This window comes from Sporosarcina saromensis (assembly GCF_033253735.1).
In the GTDB taxonomy this organism is placed as follows: Bacteria; Bacillota; Bacilli; order Bacillales_A; family Planococcaceae; genus Sporosarcina; species Sporosarcina saromensis.
This window is the reverse complement of sequence record NZ_JAUBDI010000026.1, coordinates 1-17,289: the sequence shown is the minus strand read 5'-3', so window position 1 is coordinate 17,289 and position 17,289 is coordinate 1. Positions and strand designations below refer to the sequence as shown.

Genomic DNA, 17,289 nt, shown 5'->3' with positions numbered 1-17,289 from the left:
AAATCCCCCTGATTGACAGTTACGTATGGAACGGATTTTTCCATTCCATGAGCAACGCATAATTTTTTGATGCTTCATCTTCCAAGTAATCTTCTATAAGCATGACTGGCATTCTACCCGTTGACAGTAAAAATGAAACGACGGGATCTTGAAGCGTTCCTGCCACAACTTTTTCAATGTATTGTGCGGCAGTCATTTCGTTCGCAACTGCCCCATATCCTGGCATCCTGCCGCCACCGAGTACTCGTTGCACGTCGAGTTTGATGACAAGGTGGTACATTGCGTTCATGAGCCATTTTCCAAGCCCCGCTTTCCGAAATGCAGGATGAATACAAATGTCGACAATATACAATGCATTGCCGTTTGGATCGTGTGTACGAATGTAGCCGTTATCCGTTACTACTTCCCAACGATGTGACAGATCATCATCGTTCATTGAAACACGTAAACTTGTAATTGAGCCGATGAGTGTGCCGTTGCTTTCAATACAAATCGCACCTTCAGGAAACCGTTGTACATGTTCAGTCAGTTGCTGACGATTCCACCACAATTCTTCCGGAAAGGGCGGCGGAAAACAAGCTGCTTGCAAGGCAATCATTTCGTCAAAATCAGCCTCTGTATAATTTCGGATTACTATCGGCATGAACGTCCCTTCAAACAGAACAAATTGTTCACTGCGATACGTCATTGACTGTACCTCTTTGTGTACTGGAACCCCAATCTGTATACAAATCTGTCCGACGATCTCGCCATGTCGTGACAGAACCTTTTTCCCGTACTTCGTACAATAACGTTAAATCCAAGTCAGCCGTCACCAACATATCGTTATTCAATTCTCCTTCTGCTGCAAGCCCTTTTGGTGGGAACGGGATGTCATTTGGTGTAATGATGGCTGCTTGCCCGAAGTTTGCACGCATTAAGTCGACTGTCGGCAATGAACCAACTGTCCCCGTCAAGACAACATAGACTTGGTTTTCGATGGCACGTGCGTGACTCGTATACCGAACACGATGAAAACCGTGACGGTCATCCGTACAAGAAGGACAGAAAATGACATCGGCACCTGCTGCTTTCACCATACGTACAATTTCCGGAAATTCGATATCATAGCACGTTAAAATAGCAATTCTTCCTTTTGCTGTATCAAAAACTTTCAATTCATCGCCCGCAGCCATATTCCAACCTTCGATTTCAAAAGGGGTAATATGCAGTTTCGCCTGTTCACCAATTGTACCGTCTGGGTAAAACAAATGAGCGACATTATTAAGGCGCCCCTCACGCTGAATGACATGAGTGCCGCCCACGATATGCATGTTATAGTGTGTTGCAAGCCTTATGAACAATTGAAGATATTGCTCCGTAAAGCCAGGTAATGCTTCAATCCCCATCGCTCTACCGTTCTCATCCCCAATTGAAAGCAATTGTGTGGTGAAAAATTCGGGGAACAAAACAAACTCCGCTTCATACTCCTGAGCATTCCGAATGTAATGCTCACATTGATTGGCAAACTCCTCAAAAGAACGAATGGAATGTAGATGATACTGAACAGCAGAAACTCGAAGTTTCATCGTCTGACCTCCCTTAAAAACTGTTTAGCCTCATCATAATATAGGACGCTCGGAAAGTCATTGGTTATTTGCACAATTTACTGTTCAATAAAAAATTCACAAGTGATTGTCCATTTAATGCGTGTGTTGCTGTTTCATCCACATACATAGGTCCCGCACAGTTTGTGCATTTTGAGCAGCCGGAAAGTAATGAGTATACTCCGGAAAATACCATGTCTCATACTTACGATCGTGTTCTCGTAACGCATCTTCCAATAGGATCGCCTGCTCGAATGACACATTCTCATCTTTCATCCCATGAATGATGAGAATTGGTGCATTAATCTCGTTTACTCTAAATAACGCCGTCCGTTCCCGATAGGCATCAGGCATATTAATGGGCGTTCCGCCAATAACCCTTTTCATCATACGTCGCATATCTTTTCGCTCATTGTATGTGAAAATCACATCTGAAATCCCTGCCCAAGTGACGATGGAAGTAATGTCTTCACGTAGGATGGCGGTCCAAAGCGCCATGATTCCCCCTCTTGAAAAAGCGAAAAGATGGATACGATCTGGTTGAACATTGGGTTGTTGCTTCAAAACATCAACAGCAAAGATCGCATCTTGCCTATCGTTTCCAGCAAATTCATCCCGTCCTTCGCCTCCTCGATTGCCTCGATAATAAGGCGCAAAGACGACAAATCCTTGTGACGCAAATTGGGCGATGCGAGCTGGCCGTACCATGCCGATATGTTGCATGCCGCCTCTCAAATAGACAATGCCTTCATACTTCCCGTCAGCTTTAGGCGTAGCAAGCATTCCTTTAACCCTTAATCCTTCTGACATATACGTAATTTCTTCCAATCGAATATGTGGATTGGGTGATGGATAGCCTCTTCTATGTATAATTGACGCATTAGGAACCATTGGCATTCACCCATTCCCGAATTTTCTGCATGCCTGCATCTTTCATATGAAAACTCAACGTTGTACAACCCAGTAATTGTTCATTCGTCAACCAAAGAGCCCCTTCTGTTTCATGCAACGTCGGCTGTTCATCGATATGTGTAACGGTTCCCGTAAACACTGCCTTACAAAAGGGCTCTTCTCCATTGACAACGTATTCCGCAAAACGGACGAGATTCGTTATCGTTACCCCAGTTTCTTCGATTGTTTCCCGAATGGCAGCATCGATCACGGACTCACCTACTTCAGCTTTCCCACCAGGAAATTCAATTCCACGAATGGAATGACGAGTTAATAACCATTTCCCTTCGTGCTTCACAACAACGAGCACATGCCTCGCTTCCATGCCAAATCGATTCTCTCCAAACGTCAGCTCAACATGTGCTCCTTTTAAATCTTTGTAAGTTGTAATCATCGCCATCATCGTCCTTTCATTCCGATCAACGGACGAAAAACGAGCGGCTCGTTCATTTACGGAAGTGCCGGTCTTGTGAAATACGGCAGTCCTTCAATGAACTTTTTCGTTTCTTCATCCGAAAATTCATGGATCAATGCATAGATTTTCATTGTTTTGTCGTCTACTTCGTGGTTGTTCTTATCATAATGATAAGGGACGTACGGCAAGTGTGCACGTAAGAAATTCCTGAACTCCAACCGATCCATCTCTCTGAAGATCTGTTCAAATATCGGAAGAAATTCTCTACTCATTTCCACTTCGTACTCCCATGGTGATGCGTATTTATGCGGATAAACTTGCTGGCTTTGAACGGACACGTACATTTTCACTTTATCGCTTTCCATATGAACCCCACCTTTTTTTCGTAGTATGGTTCTTCGGAACAAAACGATTCATGTACAATTGTAGCAGAATAAAAAGCACGAATTCCTTCTCTCATTGGAATTCGTGCTTTTATCAGTTACGCCTTTTGATCGACGACTAATCCTTTATGAGGATGGGATGCTGTGGATGGCTGATCCGGTAAGCTTTGCAACATATCGGTTGCTGCAGTTGTATTCATTGCCATCGCTTTATGCATGACACTCAGTTGAACAGTGGATTGCAAACTTCTCAATTGACTTGCCATAATGGAATTTAACTCCATTGTCCATTCCTCCTTTCACACTTCTATTATCGGAGGAATTGGATGAGGATGAAGGATTATTTATTATCTTCACCAAGAAATGCATTGAGCATCCATTGATGTTTTTCAATGCTTTGATAGACCGCATTCAGAATATCTTCTGTCATATCGTCTCCATTTTCAGCAGCGAACTCCATTCCTTTTTTCAAGGATTTCATGATTTTCGCAAAATCGTCTGCAATGGTTTTAACCATTTCTTCCGCATTTTCTTTGCCTGTCGCTTCTTTGACGACTGATTCTTCAAGATGCTCTTTTAATGTTGCAGTTGGTTCTCCTCCGAGTGTTAGGATTCGTTCAGCAATTTCGTCCATATGGAGCGTCGCTTCGTTATACAGTTCTTCAAATTTCTCATGTAAGGTAAAAAATTGTTTACCTTTTACATACCAATGATAATTATGCAGTTTTGCATACATTACCGACCATGTAGACACTTGCTTATTCAATTCCATCATCAATTCTTTACTCATTGTAAAACCTCTCTTCGTTTATAATGCTTCTCCCTGTTAATTTACCACTAAAACAAATAAACTAAACATACAACAGAAAGCAAGGTGTTTAGAATTGAAGGCCATACTAATCGGTTTCATCAAAATCTATCAAAAAATCATTTCACCTATTATGCCACCGACATGCCGATTTTACCCAACGTGTTCCCACTATGGTGTTGAAGCGATTGAAAAACACGGTGCGCTAAAAGGAGCATGGTTAGCAATACGTCGAATTTCTAAATGTCATCCTTTTCACGAAGGTGGTTTTGATCCAGTTCCTGAAAAAAATGAGAAGATTGTTAAATGATTGTGCCGGCAATTGCCGGTTTTTTTCTTTTTTTATTGCCAAACTAATAATCATCTTGTATAGTAGTTATTGTTCAAATCGTAATCATTACTATTATTATTCGGAGGTACAATATGAAAAGAACAAAATGGCTACTATTTGTCGGGCTTGTTCTGACATTAATTGTCGGAGCCTGTGGGCAAACAACTAAAAATGAGGAAGCAGCAACGGTGACTGATGGTACATTATCCATCTATACGACTGTTTACCCGTTACAATTTTTCACGGAACAAATCGGTGGAGAGCATGTCCATGTTCAATCCATTTATCCGGCAGGAGCAGATGAGCATACATTCGATCCTACCCAAAAAGATATGATGGCATTAGCAGATGCAGACTTGTTCTTTTATATCGGACTTGGTCTTGAAGGTTTCGTCGAAAATGCACAAAAGACGTTAAAGAGCGAACACGTCGAAATGATTGCCACTGCAGAATCCATTTCGGAAGATCGTTTAGGGGAAAATCACCACCATCATGATGAAGACGGGCATGATGAGCATGGTGAGGACGAACATGGTCACGGTGATGACGGGCATGATGAGCACGGTGAGGACGAACATGGTCACGGTGAAGAGGGACATGATGAGCACGGTGAGGATGAACATGGACATGATGAAGAAGGACATGATGAGCATAGTGAGGAAGCTCACCACGACCATGACCATGGTGAATTTGATCCACATGTGTGGATTTCTCCAACGTTAAGCATTGAATTAGCAAACTCCATTAAAGAAGCTCTCATCGCAAAAATGCCTGAGCAAAAAGAAACATTCGAAAAGAATTATGATGCGCTTGCTGATCAATTAATGGATTTAGATGAACGATTTGCTGACATGGCAAATAAAGCCCCATCCAAAACATTTTTTGTATCACATGCTGCTTTTGGTTATATTGCGAATGCATATGGATTAAATCAAGTAGCCATTGCTGGGTTGAATTCCCAAAGTGAACCTTCCCAAAAAGAGCTTACAAAAATCGTTGACCAAGCAAAAGAAGAAAACATCCAATACGTGTTGTTTGAGCAAAACGTATCGTCCAAACTGACGGATGTCGTCCGTAAAGAAATCGGTGCAGAATCTTTACAGCTTCATAACCTTGGCGTCCTTACGCCTGAAGATGTTCAGAATAAGGAAACCTATTTTACTCTAATGGAACGAAATTTAAGCGTTTTTGAACAAGCTTTGAGTAAGTAAAGAGAAACCAGTGCGAAGAAGGTAATCGCACTGGTTTTGTTTGTGGTAATTTTTAGTCCAAAGGTCATGAAATGGCGAGTACTTTGTGAACTTGATTGATAACTATTCAAATACAATCGAAAAGATTGTGAACTCGATTGATAACTTTTCCGAACTACTCGAGTCTTCATCCAATTTAACCCTCTAATACGCCACAAAACACCTTACAACCATTCCTTTAATTTACGTCGTACTAATTTATTCGAAGCATTACGCGGTAACTGTTCGACAAAATGAAACGCCTTCGGAACTTTGTAGCCCGCTAAATGTTGCTTACAATAAGCCACTAGATCGCTTTCTACAATTTTACCTTTACTGACAATAAATGCAACGGGTACGCTTCCCCACTTCTCATCTTCTTGACCACAAACCCCAGCTTCCACCACGAGCGGATGAGAGGCCAGGATATTCTCAATTTCAGCAGGATAGATGTTTTCGCCTCCTGAAATGATTAGATCTGAGCGTCGATCGACAATAAAAAGATATCCATCCTCATCAACATAGCCAATATCCCCTGTTGGGAACCAGCCATCAGTTGTTGGACTAACTGCAGCTGCATGTCCGATATACCCAGGAGTTACGTGCGGCCCCGCCACAAGTACTTCACCGACTGCGTCATTAGCTGAAACATCAATTTTAATTTGATTGAAAAAGAGCGGTTTGCCTGCTGAACCGATTTTACGTAAAGCATCTTCAGCAGATAGAGTCGCTGTTTGCGAACTCGTTTCCGTCATACCATACGTTTGTAGGACGGGCAATCTTCGTTCTCTCGCTCTTCGTAAATAGTCAACTGGGATGGGGCCCCCACCTGCCAACATCGTTAAAAAAGCTGTTGAGGCATACAGATTTTGTTCTTCCATAACCATTAAAAGCCGTTGCAAACTTGCCGCAACAACCGACATTCGTGTCACTTGCCCTCGCTGTATCTCATCTGCAACTGCATACTCATCAAATTTCTCATACAGACGTACAGTCATACCGTAAATAACGGATCTGGCTAAAATTGAAAATCCGCTAATATGAAACAACGGCATTGTACATAGCCAACAATCATGTTCTGTCAAGCCTAGATTCAGAACGGAAGAAAGTGCACTGGACGTATGGTTCTCCGCTGTTTGTCGGACACCTTTCGGAAAACCTGTCGTCCCTGATGTGTACATAATCGTTAGCGTCTTGGAAGGCAGCCACCTATCCACCATGGATAATTCGGATTTGCCACTTGCATGTATATCGGAAAAAGACAAGATCGGTTTCGATAAATTAGTAAACTGAAATGAACTCTGATCATCCAATAATAGGGCTACCGCCTCACTATCGGCCAACTGCCACTTCAATTCACTAGATGTCAGCCGTGCGTTTAGCATCACAATCTCGAGTCCTGCTAACAAACAGCCATGGATCATAAATACCATATCCGGTGTTGATGAACCTAGTAACGCAATACGTTGCCCATCCTGTAACCCATTTGTTCGTAGTTTTTGAGCTATGTTTGTTGCTTCGTCCAACAGCTGACGAAACGTCCACTCTTTCTCGTCAAATGAAAGTGCAATTCGATTCGGAGTTAAATTTGCTCTTTGTACCAACCAATTTGGAATCATCTTTTTCACCTCTATTCATCAGAAAAGCTGTTGAAAAAAGTGTAGACAAAGCCATATTTGACTTTGTCTACACCATTTTAATGAGTGCCTTGGAGTTGCATCAAGGGAAACGTGGGAACTGACCAAAATCAGGTTTACGCTTCTCTTTGAATGCGTCACGACCTTCTTTCGCTTCGTCCGTTGTGTAATAAAGGAGTGTAGCATCTCCAGCCATCTGTTGAAGACCAGCTAATCCGTCCGTATCAGCGTTCATTGCCGCTTTAATGAAACGGAGAGCTGTCGGGCTCATTGCAAGCATCTCTTCACACCATTGGACCGTTTCATCTTCTAATTGTTCATAAGGAACAACCGTATTGACGAGTCCCATATCCAACGCTTGCTGTGCATCATATTGTCGGCATAGATACCAGATTTCTCTCGCTTTCTTATGTCCGATAATACGTGCTAAATAACCTGATCCATAACCAGCGTCAAATGAACCAACTTTAGGACCTGTTTGGCCAAAACGTGCATTGTCTGCAGCAATTGTCAAATCACATACTACATGCAATACATGTCCACCACCAATTGCATAACCTGCAACCATTGCCACAACCGGTTTAGGTATTACACGGATTAGTCTTTGTAAGTCTAATACATTCAAACGTGGGATCTCGTCGTCTCCAACATAACCACCATGTCCGCGTACAGATTGGTCTCCACCTGAACAGAAGGCTTTTTCCCCTTCGCCAGTTAGAATGATAACACCGATACTTTCATCATCACGCGCCCGTGAAAATGCATCAATTAGCTCCATAACCGTTTTCGGTCTAAAAGCATTACGCACTTCCGGACGATTAATCGTCACTTTACCAATTCCATTGTACTTTTCGTATTTAATATCCTCATATGTACGGATAGTTTCCCATTGACGTGTCATACTAGTGCTCCTCCTTTTGTATAGCTAAAATAAATTCCTTTACCATTGTAGCAAACAATGACGGTTTTTCCACGTGAATTGCATGGCCTGCTCCAGGTACGATCGTATGTTTCCACAACGATGCAATTTCATTCATTTCCCGGGCAATAGTGACAAATTTCTCATCTAACTCTCCAGTAATCAACAATACGTTTCCCTTTAAATTACCAATTATTCCCCAATACGATGGTTGACTACCTGTCCCAATTCCACGCAAGCTGTTTGCTAAGCCTTGGCCGCTTTGTTGTAACCGCTCGTTTCTAATTTGGATACGTTTTTCTTCTGGTAACTTTTTTTGGGATTGAAACAACGGGATGTTTTCCCAATTATCGACAAAAGGACGAACACCTTCAGCTTCAATGCTACACGCTAACTTTTCATCTGCTTGGCGTCTTGCAATTCGTGCTTCTTCTGTAGCTAACCCTGGTGAAGCACTCTCTAACACAAGTGCTTGGATTTGTTCCGGGTATTGAATTGTATAAGCAAGCGCAATGCGGCCACCCATCGAATAACCGACTAACACGAAGGATTGCAAGGACAGCTTTTGAAATAACATATGTAAATCAGCAATTTGCTCTTCCATTGCATACCGGGCAGGAGCTTGAGGTACACCTGTCATGCCATGTCCAGTCAAATCGACAGCAATTGTTCTGAACTCACTTCCAACATGTTCAAGAACTTCTCGCCAAGTCGTTGTTGAACCTGTAAACCCATGTAGAAAGACGATTGTCGGTAATTGTGCATCTCCGTTCATGACAACGTGAATCGGTAATTCACGAACAGTAATTGTCAATTCAACCAATCGTCTTCACCCTTTCAACCACATCAGCCCAATAAGCACGGTGATTTTGTACATTTACAGGTCTGCTTGTAAATACTTCGATGATGCGGATTGGTTTAACTTTGTCCTTCTGTATTTCCTGCACAAACTCTTCTTTTGTGTGAACGGACGCATACTGTGCATCATACATTGCACCAATATGTTCAAACGTCAAGCCGGGCGGTGTCCCAAATAACTCCTCGAAGTGATTTGGCTCAGATGCTTGTGGTAAATAAGAGAAAATACCACCACCATCGTTGTTTAAGATCACTATGGTTATACTCGTTTCGTGAAAACGCGACACAATTAGGCCATTAACGTCATGGAGAAATGCTAAGTCCCCAATAAGCAAAAATGTAGGTCTTTTACGAGCACGTTCGATGCCAAGCGCAGTTGACACAACTCCATCAATCCCGTTTGCACCCCGATTGGCAAAAACCATGAGTTCCTTTTCTGTTGCACAGAAAAACGTATCGAGGTCTCGGATTGGCATACTACTGCTGCTTATTAAGTCACTGCCAGTAGGAAGATTATCTAGTAGACATTTCACAATGATTCCTTCGTCGCCTAACGTCCCTTCATAATGACGTGTACATTGTTCGGCTTCTTGATTAGCTGTCGCCCATAACTTTGCATATTCCGTACGCTGAAGTTGATCAACAGCTGTAAACAAAGCATGTGCTGATGCTTGTACATGGTGCGTAACTACACCTAGAGAATCACGGAATTCAGGAGACTCATCAAACACGACATAAACTGTAGGCTTTGTTTTCTTTAAAAAAAGAGACAACGGTTTGGACACCGGTTGTGGGCCAAAACGAATAACCGTATCAGGCACTGCGATATCTGCAAAATGCTCACTCTTTAGCAATGCATCATAATGGGCTATGCACAGATGAAGACAATCTGTCGGAACCTCTGAACGTAAATTCGACAATGGATCACATAGTACTGGCCATTGCAGGGATTTAGCAAAATGCCAAAATGCTTTTTTATCAAAATGAATCGGCATTTCACCTACAATAAGCAAACCTTTTTTTGCATTTGCAATAAGATTATTTAGCTGTCCCTTCATTGGTAAAGAAAGTTCATTCTCTCCTACAATACGTTCCATAAACGTTATCGGTGGTGCAGGTCTATCAAAATCGATCAGTAATGGTTCACGTAAAGGGATATTTAAATGAATCGGTCCGATTGGCTTTGTCATTGCGATAGCAACTGCCCGTTGCGTATGCCGTTCAAGAAAAGTATCCAATTCATCATTATCCTCAGCCAGCGGTAAATCCACACTGAATTTTACATGCTTGCCATACATATTCAATTGGTCAATTGCTTGAGGGGCCCCTACACCTCTTAGTTCATGTGGTCGATCGGCAGTCATGACAATTAAAGGTATGCGTGCATAATACGCTTCTGTCACTGCAGGATGATAATTGGAGGCTGCGGTTCCAGACGTACACAAAAGGACGACAGGATTGCCTGTCGCCTTTGCTAAGCCAAGTGCAAAATAACCAGCAGATCGTTCATCGACTTGCATGAAAGTTTGTATGTGTTCATTCGCTGCAAATGCATAAGCGAGCGGTGTTGATCGAGATCCTGGACTAATGACGACCGATTTCACTCCAGCTTGCATCAAAGTCTGCGTTAATCGTAATACATGGTTGGTTAACACTTTTCGTTCATCCATTCAACTTTCCTCCAAGCGCCCTTAACACCGGTCTAAACTTGACCCAAGTTTCTTCGTATTCTTCTTCAGCAACAGAATCGGCCACAATTCCTCCACCTGCGTATAAATATGCTTTGTTTCCATCCAACAATGCAGATCGTATGCCGACAGCAAACTCACCATTCCCTGCCGTATCAGTCCAACCAATTGGCGCTGCATAATAACCACGATCTAATCCTTCCTCGTTCCGGATCATGTCAAGAGCAACCGTTGTCGGGACACCACCTAATGCAGGGGTCGGGTGCAATGCTTGTACAAATGAGAAAATGTCACTCTTCTGCTTAATTGTGCCTTGAACAGGTGTGTGCAAATGCTGGATATCCCGGATTTTCATTAACTTCGGCACTTTCGGAACGCACACATCTTCACAATACGCCTCAAATACATCAGATATCATACTCACTACATGTTGATGCTCTTCGCGATTTTTCGGATCGCCTAACAATCGCTCACCTAATTCTCGGTCTTCTTGAGCAGTTTTTCCCCTACGAATTGATCCAGCGACACAAGCGGAATAGGCTTCTCCATTTTTCACCTCAATTAAGCGTTCAGGTGTAGCACCAAAAAATAAGGACTTTCCTTGTTGAAGTCCAAAATGATAACTTTCTTGCTGTTCATTTGTAATGGATTGCAATGTACGTGCAACAGATACCTCTTGTTCAAATTCAAGTTCAATTGCTCGTGCAATGACAACTTTGTCCGCTTTTCCGAGTCGAATTTTTCCAGTCACATTTTCAACAGCTTTTAAATACGCCTCTTTGCCACGCTCGGTTGTTGCAATGACTTGATTTGTATCTGTGAATGAAAGCTCCTCCACTTGTGCAGTATGAATAAGTCTATCCCGTTCTTCACGTAGTTCATCAAAAGATGATAAAACATCTTTTTGATCTGTGACCATGTTAATCGAAATGTACGTCTTCCCATGTTCAATCTTTAATTGAAAGGCCGGAACAATAAAATAAGCAGATGGGAAGCCATCCCATTCTGACGGCCGTCTGTTCCGTTCATCGTATGAAAAACCACCAAACAGAACTGGCTCGATATCTTTATCTTCTTTTACTAACAGTGCACACAACTGCTTCCACTTACTTGCGATCTCCTCATAACGCTTGTCCTGCTGTTCACTGACAATTGTATAGGCATGCCCCACACCGACAAGCGTCATCGTCTTATCAGCATTTTGCCAATAGAACCGCTCGTTCTTATAGTGCGATGCACCTGCTTCGAAAAATGATAAAGGAGAAATCCTACCAACCTCCACTGTCTCAGTGAAAAACTGGGTATGAGGAGACAGTGGCACTTGTTTCGTGCTGCTGACATCCGTTATTTTGTAGCTCATCATTTTCTCTCCTTCAGTGTAATCAATTAAAATTCCGTTCACCATATAAGTTGTTTTATTTACATCTTACTTACATTATACCGAAAATCATAAGAACACGCATATATAATGCAAAGAAGGATACCTCTTTTCGTCGATTTAGAGTACAATGAATAACGGAAACCTTAGAATAGGAGAGAGGAAATTGCAACATACTATTAAAGCAGACACCGGTTGGCGAATTTGGTGGCAATTGACAAGACCCCATACGTTAACAGCAGCATTCGCCCCCGTCTTTTTAGGGACAATGATCGCACTCACATACGGCGACCTACATTTCCCATTATTTTTGGCTATGCTTATCGCAAGCTTATTCATACAAATGGCAACTAATATGTTCAATGAATATTATGACTTCAAAAGAGGTCTGGACACAGAGCATTCTGTAGGTATCGGTGGAACGATTGTCCGAAATGGCATTAAAGCTCAAACTGTTTTAGCCATCGCCTTGGCACTTTACGCTGTTTCCATGTTGATTGGTGTATATATCTGTTCCCAAACCTCTTGGGGATTAGCACTTGTTGGGCTTGTGTCCATGCTGATCGGATACTTATATACAGGTGGACCTTACCCAATCGCCTATACACCATTTGGCGAACTTGTTTCAGGTGTCGTCATGGGGATGCTGCTCATATTAATTGCCTTTTATATTCAAACCGGTACAGTAACCGCACTAGCCATACTTATTTCAATTCCAAGCATGTTGCTCGTTGCAGCAATCATGTTAGCCAATAACATTCGGGATCTTGAAGGAGATAAAATCGGAGGCAGAAAAACACTTGCCATTCTCGTCGGCAGACCCGCTGCCATTAAAATACTTGCGACGTTTTTCTGCATCAGCTATTTATGGGTGATAGGTCTTGTTATTCTTGGTCAATTGACACCATGGGCATTACTTGTTCTAATCAGTATTCCTAAACCGATTAAAGCTATTACAATCTTCCATGCACATCTTCTCCCATTGGAGGTAATGCCTGCGATGAAGCATACAGCAGTGACCAATACAATATTCGGTCTACTGCTTGGAATTGGTATCCTGATTGGACATTTGGTCTAAACACCCATCATTTATGTCAATAAAACACATACGAAACCGCATGATGTCAAAGTTTGTTATACTTTGCGCCATGCGGTTTTTTTGATTAAATCTGACGAAGTTATCGATAAATGTTTAGTTTCTCTACAGCATAGGGAATTGAATACTACTTAGCATTATTTCTTAGCTATGAACTTGCATGAAATAGACCATACTACGAAAACAATTTCAAAGGAAGTGCTAATCATGTTAACAGATCACCAAAAAACGTCTCTTCGAGAAGAATTATTGCAATTGCGAACGCAGTTAACGAAAACTGAACAAGAAACTGACATTAAACAATCCTCTCAAAATGATGTTGGCGAATTATCCATGTACGACAATCATCCTGGTGACATGGGAACCGAATTATATGAACGGGAAAAGGATATGGCGATTAATGTACATGCTGGAGATGAATTAGAAAAGATTGAGCACGCTCTAGAAGCGATGAACGAAGGTACTTATGGCTATTGTCAAGAGTGTCAAACAGAAATCCCCTACGAGCGTTTGGAAGCAATTCCTTACACGTCCTATTGTTACGAACATGCAACTGAGCGATCCATTCCTGAAGACCGACCAGTTGAAGATGAATTATTGGTTATGGCAAAGGCAAATTCCTTTGCAGATCGAAGAGAAGGTATACGGAGAGACAGTGAAGACAGTTTTCAAGAAATCGCCAAATCAGGCACATCAGAAACACCATCAGATTTTATAGGAGACCATGATGACTATAATTCTTTATATGACGATGAAATACTTGATGGGGCAGCTGACCAAATGGAGGAATTCGTCAGCACAGATATTACCGGAGAAAAACGCGGTTTTGTGCGATCAGAGAAATCTGAGGAATACGAACAAACGTTAGATGATGAAGGGTTGGAGTCATCCATGGGCAATATCCCTTATCATCAAAAAGATAGCTATTTGAATGAAAGATGAGATGGTGATAATATGTTGAAGTCTACTGTTATTACTATTGACCCTGTAAAAGCAATAAAACCGTCAGTTCCTTTTCAAAGGGGCATGACGGTTTTTTCCTTAAAAATATAGCTAACTCAACGCTCCCTTCCTCATATCAACTCCAGACAACGAAAAAAATTGCATCCATATTGAACGAAGGAAACACTCTTGTATACTAGAGCTCAAGTAAACGATACGCTTTTAGCAATCAATACTTTATAAACTGTTCATCCGTCCGATGTAACGAAAGTAATACGGATGCAGCGCTGTGGAAATTGAAGCATCCAGCATATTAAAGAAGCAACAGGCCAATCCATATCCATCAAGTGATCAATTGCACGATGTTAGGAATCGTAATTAATTGTCTAAATTGAGAGGAAAGGAAAGGGCAAGAGCAAAACAGAGAAAACACATGATGATGAATATGCCTACATGTATTATATTGAATTTGTACAAACACTCCAAGAAATATTATAGAAACAAAATAAAAAGAACTGCATTCGTATAAATGAATGCAGTTCTTTTTCTAGTTATGACCCCTACGGGATTCGAACCCGTGTTACCGCCGTGAAAGGGCGGTGTCTTAACCGCTTGACCAAGGGGCCAACAATATGGCGGAGAAGGAGGGATTCGAACCCTCGCACCGCTTTCGCGATCTACACCCTTAGCAGGGGCGCCTCTTGAGCCACTTGAGTACTTCCCCGAGTTAATATGGCTCCGCAGGTAGGACTCGAACCTACGACCGATCGGTTAACAGCCGATTGCTCTACCACTGAGCTACTGCGGAAAATGGTGGGCCTAAGTGGACTCGAACCACCGACCTCACGCTTATCAGGCGTGCGCTCTAACCAGCTGAGCTATAGGCCCATGGAGCGGGTGAAGGGAATCGAACCCTCATCATCAGCTTGGAAGGCTGAGGTTTTACCACTAAACTACACCCGCAAATAATGGTGGCTCAGGACGGAATCGAACCGCCGACACAAGGATTTTCAGTCCTTTGCTCTACCGACTGAGCTACTGAGCCACAAGTGACTTAGAAAAAAGTTTCTATCTTTTAAGATCAACCTATTCTAAAATCGAAATCTTTATGTAGTACTAAAGAATGGCGGTCCCGACCGGGATCGAACCGGCGATCTCCTGCGTGACAGGCAGGCATGTTAACCGCTACACCACGGGACCTTTGGTTGCGGGGGCAGGATTTGAACCTGCGACCTTCGGGTTATGAGCCCGACGAGCTACCACTGCTCCACCCCGCGATAATATTAGTTGTAGGAACTTTAAATCCTACGCATTCGGTATTTCATGAGACTTTGTTGTAATTTCCTTTTAGGAAATTACACAAATCACATTCTGCGTGATGTGATTTGCTCCACCCCGCAATAATATTAGTTGTAGAAAATTTAAATCCTACGCTATCAGTGTTTCATAAACCTTCCACTACTGTTTTAATACATTATGGCGGAGGAAGAGGGATTCGAACCCCCGCGGGCTTTAACACCCCTGTCGGTTTTCAAGACCGATCCCTTCAGCCAGACTTGGGTATTCCTCCGTATTCACTATTCAAATAGTGGTGGACCTTGCAGGACTCGAACCTGCGACCGGACGGTTATGAGCCGTCTGCTCTAACCAACTGAGCTAAAGGTCCTTTAGGATGGCGGCAGAGGGGATCGAACCCCCGACCTTACGGGTATGAACCGTACGCTCTAGCCAGCTGAGCTACGCCGCCAAGAAAAGTAATAATATTATATTGGTGGAGCCTAGCGGGATCGAACCGCTGACCTCCTGCGTGCAAGGCAGGCGCTCTCCCAGCTGAGCTAAGGCCCCAATATGATGGTCGGGAAGACAGGATTCGAACCTGCGACCCCTTGGTCCCAAACCAAGTGCTCTACCAAGCTGAGCTACTTCCCGTCGTTAAGCTTAATGGCGCGCCCGGCAGAAGTCGAATCCACAACCTTCTGATCCGTAGTCAGACGCTCTATCCAATTGAGCTACGGGCGCATATCGATGTTTCATTGACTAAAAATAATGGTGCCGAGGACCGGAATCGAACCGGTACGGTAGTCACCTACCGCAGGATTTTAAGTCCTGTGCGTCTGCCAGTTCCGCCACCCCGGCAATTATTCATATGGAGCGGAAGACGGGATTCGAACCCGCGACCCCGACCTTGGCAAGGTCGTATTCTACCACTGAACTACTTCCGCATTGAAAGTGCGGGTGAAGGGAGTCGAACCCCCACGCCTTGCGGCACTAGATCCTAAGTCTAGCGTGTCTGCCAGTTCCACCACACCCGCATAATTGGTTCAAAACAGAATTTATAAATGGTGAGCCATGCAGGATTCGAACCTGCGACCCTCTGATTAAAAGTCAGATGCTCTACCGACTGAGCTAATGGCTCAAAAGTGGTGCCGGCGAAAGGACTTGAACCCTCAACCTACTGATTACAAGTCAGTTGCTCTACCAGTTGAGCTACACCGGCTAAGTGTAATGTATAGATAATATGGTGGAGGATGACGGGTTCGAACCGCCGACCCCCTGCTTGTAAGGCAGGTGCTCTCCCAGCTGAGCTAATCCTCCATGGTTTAAATGTGATAAGCTGTGCACTTCTTTGTCAGCTTCATTCACTCAATCGTTTCTTCGATCCACTTGCTACTTCGCTTTAAACGGAAGTTGTCCTTGCGTGCTGCATTATGTAATGAATCTTGCAGGCCCGGCGACGTCCTACTCTCACAGGGGGAAGCCCCCTACTACCATCGGCGCTGAAGAGCTTAACTTCCGTGTTCGGTATGGGAACGGGTGTGACCTCTTCGCCATCATCACCAGACCTTCGTCTCGTTCAATGAGGACAATATTCATTATACCAACTTTGGTGAGTTTTACAAGCACTTTTTTTATAAAAGTATTTTCAAAAAACTCAATAGAACGAAAATCTTGTTCGTTCAAAACTGAATAAAACCAACATTGTTGCTAAACACAAGTTCAACCATACTAAATTAACATAAAGGATAAGTCCTCGATCGATTAGTATCCGTCAGCTGCACGTGTCGCCA

General features: G+C 42.9%; 16 protein-coding genes, 20 tRNA genes and 1 rRNA gene. 4 read left to right on the top strand and 33 right to left on the bottom strand.

Annotated elements, in window-relative coordinates; all coding sequences use genetic code 11:
• Positions 1 to 19: 19 nt before the first annotated feature.
• From QT711_RS17765 to QT711_RS17735, 7 genes are all read right to left on the bottom strand, one after another.
• Positions 20 to 688: a GNAT family N-acetyltransferase gene (locus tag QT711_RS17765; protein ID WP_317946451.1), complete on the bottom strand. Its 669-nt coding sequence runs from the start codon at positions 686 to 688 to the stop codon at positions 20 to 22.
• Positions 672 to 1,568: a carbon-nitrogen hydrolase family protein gene (locus tag QT711_RS17760; RefSeq protein WP_317946449.1), complete on the bottom strand. Its 897-nt coding sequence runs from the start codon at positions 1,566 to 1,568 to the stop codon at positions 672 to 674. Before QT711_RS17760 ends, QT711_RS17765 begins: the two co-directional genes overlap by 17 nt.
• A 114-nt stretch (positions 1,569 to 1,682) precedes the next feature.
• Positions 1,683 to 2,477, bottom strand: coding sequence for an alpha/beta hydrolase family protein (locus QT711_RS17755; RefSeq protein ID WP_317946447.1), 795 nt, complete (start codon positions 2,475 to 2,477; stop codon positions 1,683 to 1,685).
• Positions 2,467 to 2,931 carry an NUDIX domain-containing protein gene (locus QT711_RS17750; RefSeq protein ID WP_317946445.1) on the bottom strand — a complete coding sequence of 155 codons (465 nt, stop codon included), beginning with the start codon at positions 2,929 to 2,931 and terminating at the stop codon, positions 2,467 to 2,469. The genes QT711_RS17755 and QT711_RS17750 overlap by 11 nt, the downstream gene beginning before the upstream one ends.
• Before the next feature lie 56 nt (positions 2,932 to 2,987).
• Entirely contained in the window at positions 2,988 to 3,317 is a 330-nt protein-coding gene (locus QT711_RS17745) for a transposase (protein WP_317946443.1), read from the bottom strand.
• A 116-nt stretch (positions 3,318 to 3,433) separates the two neighbouring features.
• The gene (locus QT711_RS17740) at positions 3,434 to 3,619 is read right to left on the bottom strand and encodes a putative motility protein (protein WP_317946442.1); all 186 of its coding nucleotides are present in this window, start codon (positions 3,617 to 3,619) and stop codon (positions 3,434 to 3,436) included.
• Positions 3,620 to 3,675: 56 nt separating this feature from the next.
• Complete coding sequence (locus tag QT711_RS17735; RefSeq protein ID WP_317946440.1) at positions 3,676 to 4,125, bottom strand: Dps family protein; 450 nt, start codon at positions 4,123 to 4,125, stop codon at positions 3,676 to 3,678.
• 94 nt (positions 4,126 to 4,219) lie between these two features.
• Here QT711_RS17735 and yidD point away from each other — a divergent pair, with 94 nt between their 5' ends.
• Together yidD and QT711_RS17725 are read left to right on the top strand one after the other, a co-directional pair.
• Positions 4,220 to 4,453, top strand: coding sequence for a membrane protein insertion efficiency factor YidD (gene yidD, locus QT711_RS17730; protein WP_317946438.1), 234 nt, complete (start codon positions 4,220 to 4,222; stop codon positions 4,451 to 4,453).
• Between the two features lie 113 nt (positions 4,454 to 4,566).
• Complete coding sequence (locus QT711_RS17725; RefSeq protein WP_317946436.1) at positions 4,567 to 5,685, top strand: metal ABC transporter solute-binding protein, Zn/Mn family; 1,119 nt, start codon at positions 4,567 to 4,569, stop codon at positions 5,683 to 5,685.
• Positions 5,686 to 5,888: 203 nt separating this feature from the next.
• Here QT711_RS17725 and QT711_RS17720 read toward each other — a convergent pair whose 3' ends face one another.
• From QT711_RS17720 to QT711_RS17700, 5 genes are all read right to left on the bottom strand, one after another.
• Positions 5,889 to 7,322 (bottom strand): o-succinylbenzoate--CoA ligase, encoded by a 1,434-nt coding sequence (locus QT711_RS17720; protein WP_317946434.1) that lies wholly within the window; start codon positions 7,320 to 7,322, stop codon positions 5,889 to 5,891.
• 100 nt (positions 7,323 to 7,422) lie between these two features.
• Positions 7,423 to 8,241 (bottom strand): 1,4-dihydroxy-2-naphthoyl-CoA synthase, encoded by an 819-nt coding sequence (menB, locus tag QT711_RS17715; protein ID WP_317946432.1) that lies wholly within the window; start codon positions 8,239 to 8,241, stop codon positions 7,423 to 7,425.
• A gap of 1 nt (position 8,242) precedes the next feature.
• Positions 8,243 to 9,082, bottom strand: coding sequence for a 2-succinyl-6-hydroxy-2,4-cyclohexadiene-1-carboxylate synthase (gene menH / locus QT711_RS17710; RefSeq protein WP_317946430.1), 840 nt, complete (start codon positions 9,080 to 9,082; stop codon positions 8,243 to 8,245).
• The gene (menD, locus tag QT711_RS17705; RefSeq protein ID WP_317946428.1) at positions 9,075 to 10,787 is read right to left on the bottom strand and encodes a 2-succinyl-5-enolpyruvyl-6-hydroxy-3-cyclohexene-1-carboxylic-acid synthase; all 1,713 of its coding nucleotides are present in this window, start codon (positions 10,785 to 10,787) and stop codon (positions 9,075 to 9,077) included. The genes menH and menD overlap by 8 nt, the downstream gene beginning before the upstream one ends.
• The gene (locus tag QT711_RS17700; protein ID WP_317946427.1) at positions 10,780 to 12,165 is read right to left on the bottom strand and encodes an isochorismate synthase; all 1,386 of its coding nucleotides are present in this window, start codon (positions 12,163 to 12,165) and stop codon (positions 10,780 to 10,782) included. Before QT711_RS17700 ends, menD begins: the two co-directional genes overlap by 8 nt.
• 148 nt (positions 12,166 to 12,313) lie before the next feature.
• Here QT711_RS17700 and QT711_RS17695 point away from each other — a divergent pair, with 148 nt between their 5' ends.
• Positions 12,314 to 13,261, top strand: a complete 948-nt coding sequence (locus QT711_RS17695) for a 1,4-dihydroxy-2-naphthoate polyprenyltransferase (RefSeq protein WP_371389683.1) — start codon at positions 12,314 to 12,316, stop codon at positions 13,259 to 13,261.
• 225 nt (positions 13,262 to 13,486) lie between these two features.
• Positions 13,487 to 14,221, top strand: a complete 735-nt coding sequence (locus QT711_RS17690; RefSeq protein WP_317946423.1) for a TraR/DksA C4-type zinc finger protein — start codon at positions 13,487 to 13,489, stop codon at positions 14,219 to 14,221.
• Between the two features lie 554 nt (positions 14,222 to 14,775).
• On the opposite strand, the gene QT711_RS17685 is transcribed toward QT711_RS17690, so the two are convergent.
• The 21 genes from QT711_RS17685 to rrf form a co-directional block, all read right to left on the bottom strand.
• A tRNA-Glu gene (locus QT711_RS17685) sits at positions 14,776 to 14,847 on the bottom strand.
• 7 nt (positions 14,848 to 14,854) lie between these two features.
• Positions 14,855 to 14,945: transfer RNA gene (locus QT711_RS17680), tRNA-Ser, on the bottom strand.
• A 9-nt stretch (positions 14,946 to 14,954) separates the two neighbouring features.
• Positions 14,955 to 15,029: transfer RNA gene (locus tag QT711_RS17675), tRNA-Asn, on the bottom strand.
• A gap of 3 nt (positions 15,030 to 15,032) precedes the next feature.
• Positions 15,033 to 15,109: transfer RNA gene (locus tag QT711_RS17670), tRNA-Ile, on the bottom strand.
• A gap of 1 nt (position 15,110) precedes the next feature.
• Positions 15,111 to 15,184, bottom strand: a tRNA-Gly gene (locus QT711_RS17665).
• 6 nt (positions 15,185 to 15,190) lie between these two features.
• A tRNA-Phe gene (locus QT711_RS17660) sits at positions 15,191 to 15,266 on the bottom strand.
• Positions 15,267 to 15,345: 79 nt separating this feature from the next.
• Positions 15,346 to 15,421: transfer RNA gene (locus QT711_RS17655), tRNA-Asp, on the bottom strand.
• 2 nt (positions 15,422 to 15,423) lie between these two features.
• Positions 15,424 to 15,498, bottom strand: a tRNA-Met gene (locus tag QT711_RS17650).
• Between the two features lie 200 nt (positions 15,499 to 15,698).
• Positions 15,699 to 15,791, bottom strand: a tRNA-Ser gene (locus tag QT711_RS17645).
• Between the two features lie 19 nt (positions 15,792 to 15,810).
• Positions 15,811 to 15,887 (bottom strand) — tRNA-Ile (locus tag QT711_RS17640).
• A gap of 7 nt (positions 15,888 to 15,894) precedes the next feature.
• Positions 15,895 to 15,968: transfer RNA gene (locus QT711_RS17635), tRNA-Met, on the bottom strand.
• A gap of 22 nt (positions 15,969 to 15,990) precedes the next feature.
• Positions 15,991 to 16,066 (bottom strand) — tRNA-Ala (locus QT711_RS17630).
• A 7-nt stretch (positions 16,067 to 16,073) separates the two neighbouring features.
• Positions 16,074 to 16,150 (bottom strand) — tRNA-Pro (locus QT711_RS17625).
• Positions 16,151 to 16,163: 13 nt separating this feature from the next.
• Positions 16,164 to 16,240, bottom strand: a tRNA-Arg gene (locus QT711_RS17620).
• Between the two features lie 28 nt (positions 16,241 to 16,268).
• Positions 16,269 to 16,357, bottom strand: a tRNA-Leu gene (locus QT711_RS17615).
• An 11-nt stretch (positions 16,358 to 16,368) separates the two neighbouring features.
• A tRNA-Gly gene (locus QT711_RS17610) sits at positions 16,369 to 16,443 on the bottom strand.
• Positions 16,444 to 16,451: 8 nt separating this feature from the next.
• Positions 16,452 to 16,533 (bottom strand) — tRNA-Leu (locus tag QT711_RS17605).
• Between the two features lie 28 nt (positions 16,534 to 16,561).
• A tRNA-Lys gene (locus QT711_RS17600) sits at positions 16,562 to 16,637 on the bottom strand.
• A gap of 5 nt (positions 16,638 to 16,642) precedes the next feature.
• Positions 16,643 to 16,718: transfer RNA gene (locus tag QT711_RS17595), tRNA-Thr, on the bottom strand.
• A gap of 22 nt (positions 16,719 to 16,740) precedes the next feature.
• Positions 16,741 to 16,816 (bottom strand) — tRNA-Val (locus tag QT711_RS17590).
• A gap of 131 nt (positions 16,817 to 16,947) precedes the next feature.
• Positions 16,948 to 17,063: ribosomal RNA gene (rrf, locus tag QT711_RS17585) — 5S ribosomal RNA — on the bottom strand.
• Positions 17,064 to 17,289 lie beyond the last annotated feature (226 nt).

Coding starts and splice junctions, on each gene's coding strand:
- QT711_RS17750 (WP_317946445.1), bottom strand. CDS start 2,931: ATGATTACAACTTACAAAGATTTAAAAGGAGCACATGTTGAGCTGACG.
- QT711_RS17755 (WP_317946447.1), bottom strand. CDS start 2,477: ATGGTTCCTAATGCGTCAATTATACATAGAAGAGGCTATCCATCACCC.
- QT711_RS17740 (WP_317946442.1), bottom strand. CDS start 3,619: ATGGAGTTAAATTCCATTATGGCAAGTCAATTGAGAAGTTTGCAATCC.
- QT711_RS17735 (WP_317946440.1), bottom strand. CDS start 4,125: ATGAGTAAAGAATTGATGATGGAATTGAATAAGCAAGTGTCTACATGG.
- QT711_RS17700 (WP_317946427.1), bottom strand. CDS start 12,165: ATGAGCTACAAAATAACGGATGTCAGCAGCACGAAACAAGTGCCACTG.
- QT711_RS17695 (WP_371389683.1), top strand. CDS start 12,314: ATGAATAACGGAAACCTTAGAATAGGAGAGAGGAAATTGCAACATACT.
- menB (WP_317946432.1), bottom strand. CDS start 8,241: ATGACACGTCAATGGGAAACTATCCGTACATATGAGGATATTAAATAC.
- QT711_RS17760 (WP_317946449.1), bottom strand. CDS start 1,568: ATGAAACTTCGAGTTTCTGCTGTTCAGTATCATCTACATTCCATTCGT.
- QT711_RS17765 (WP_317946451.1), bottom strand. CDS start 688: ATGACGTATCGCAGTGAACAATTTGTTCTGTTTGAAGGGACGTTCATG.
- menD (WP_317946428.1), bottom strand. CDS start 10,787: ATGGATGAACGAAAAGTGTTAACCAACCATGTATTACGATTAACGCAG.
- QT711_RS17725 (WP_317946436.1), top strand. CDS start 4,567: ATGAAAAGAACAAAATGGCTACTATTTGTCGGGCTTGTTCTGACATTA.
- QT711_RS17720 (WP_317946434.1), bottom strand. CDS start 7,322: ATGATTCCAAATTGGTTGGTACAAAGAGCAAATTTAACTCCGAATCGA.
- QT711_RS17690 (WP_317946423.1), top strand. CDS start 13,487: ATGTTAACAGATCACCAAAAAACGTCTCTTCGAGAAGAATTATTGCAA.
- QT711_RS17745 (WP_317946443.1), bottom strand. CDS start 3,317: ATGGAAAGCGATAAAGTGAAAATGTACGTGTCCGTTCAAAGCCAGCAA.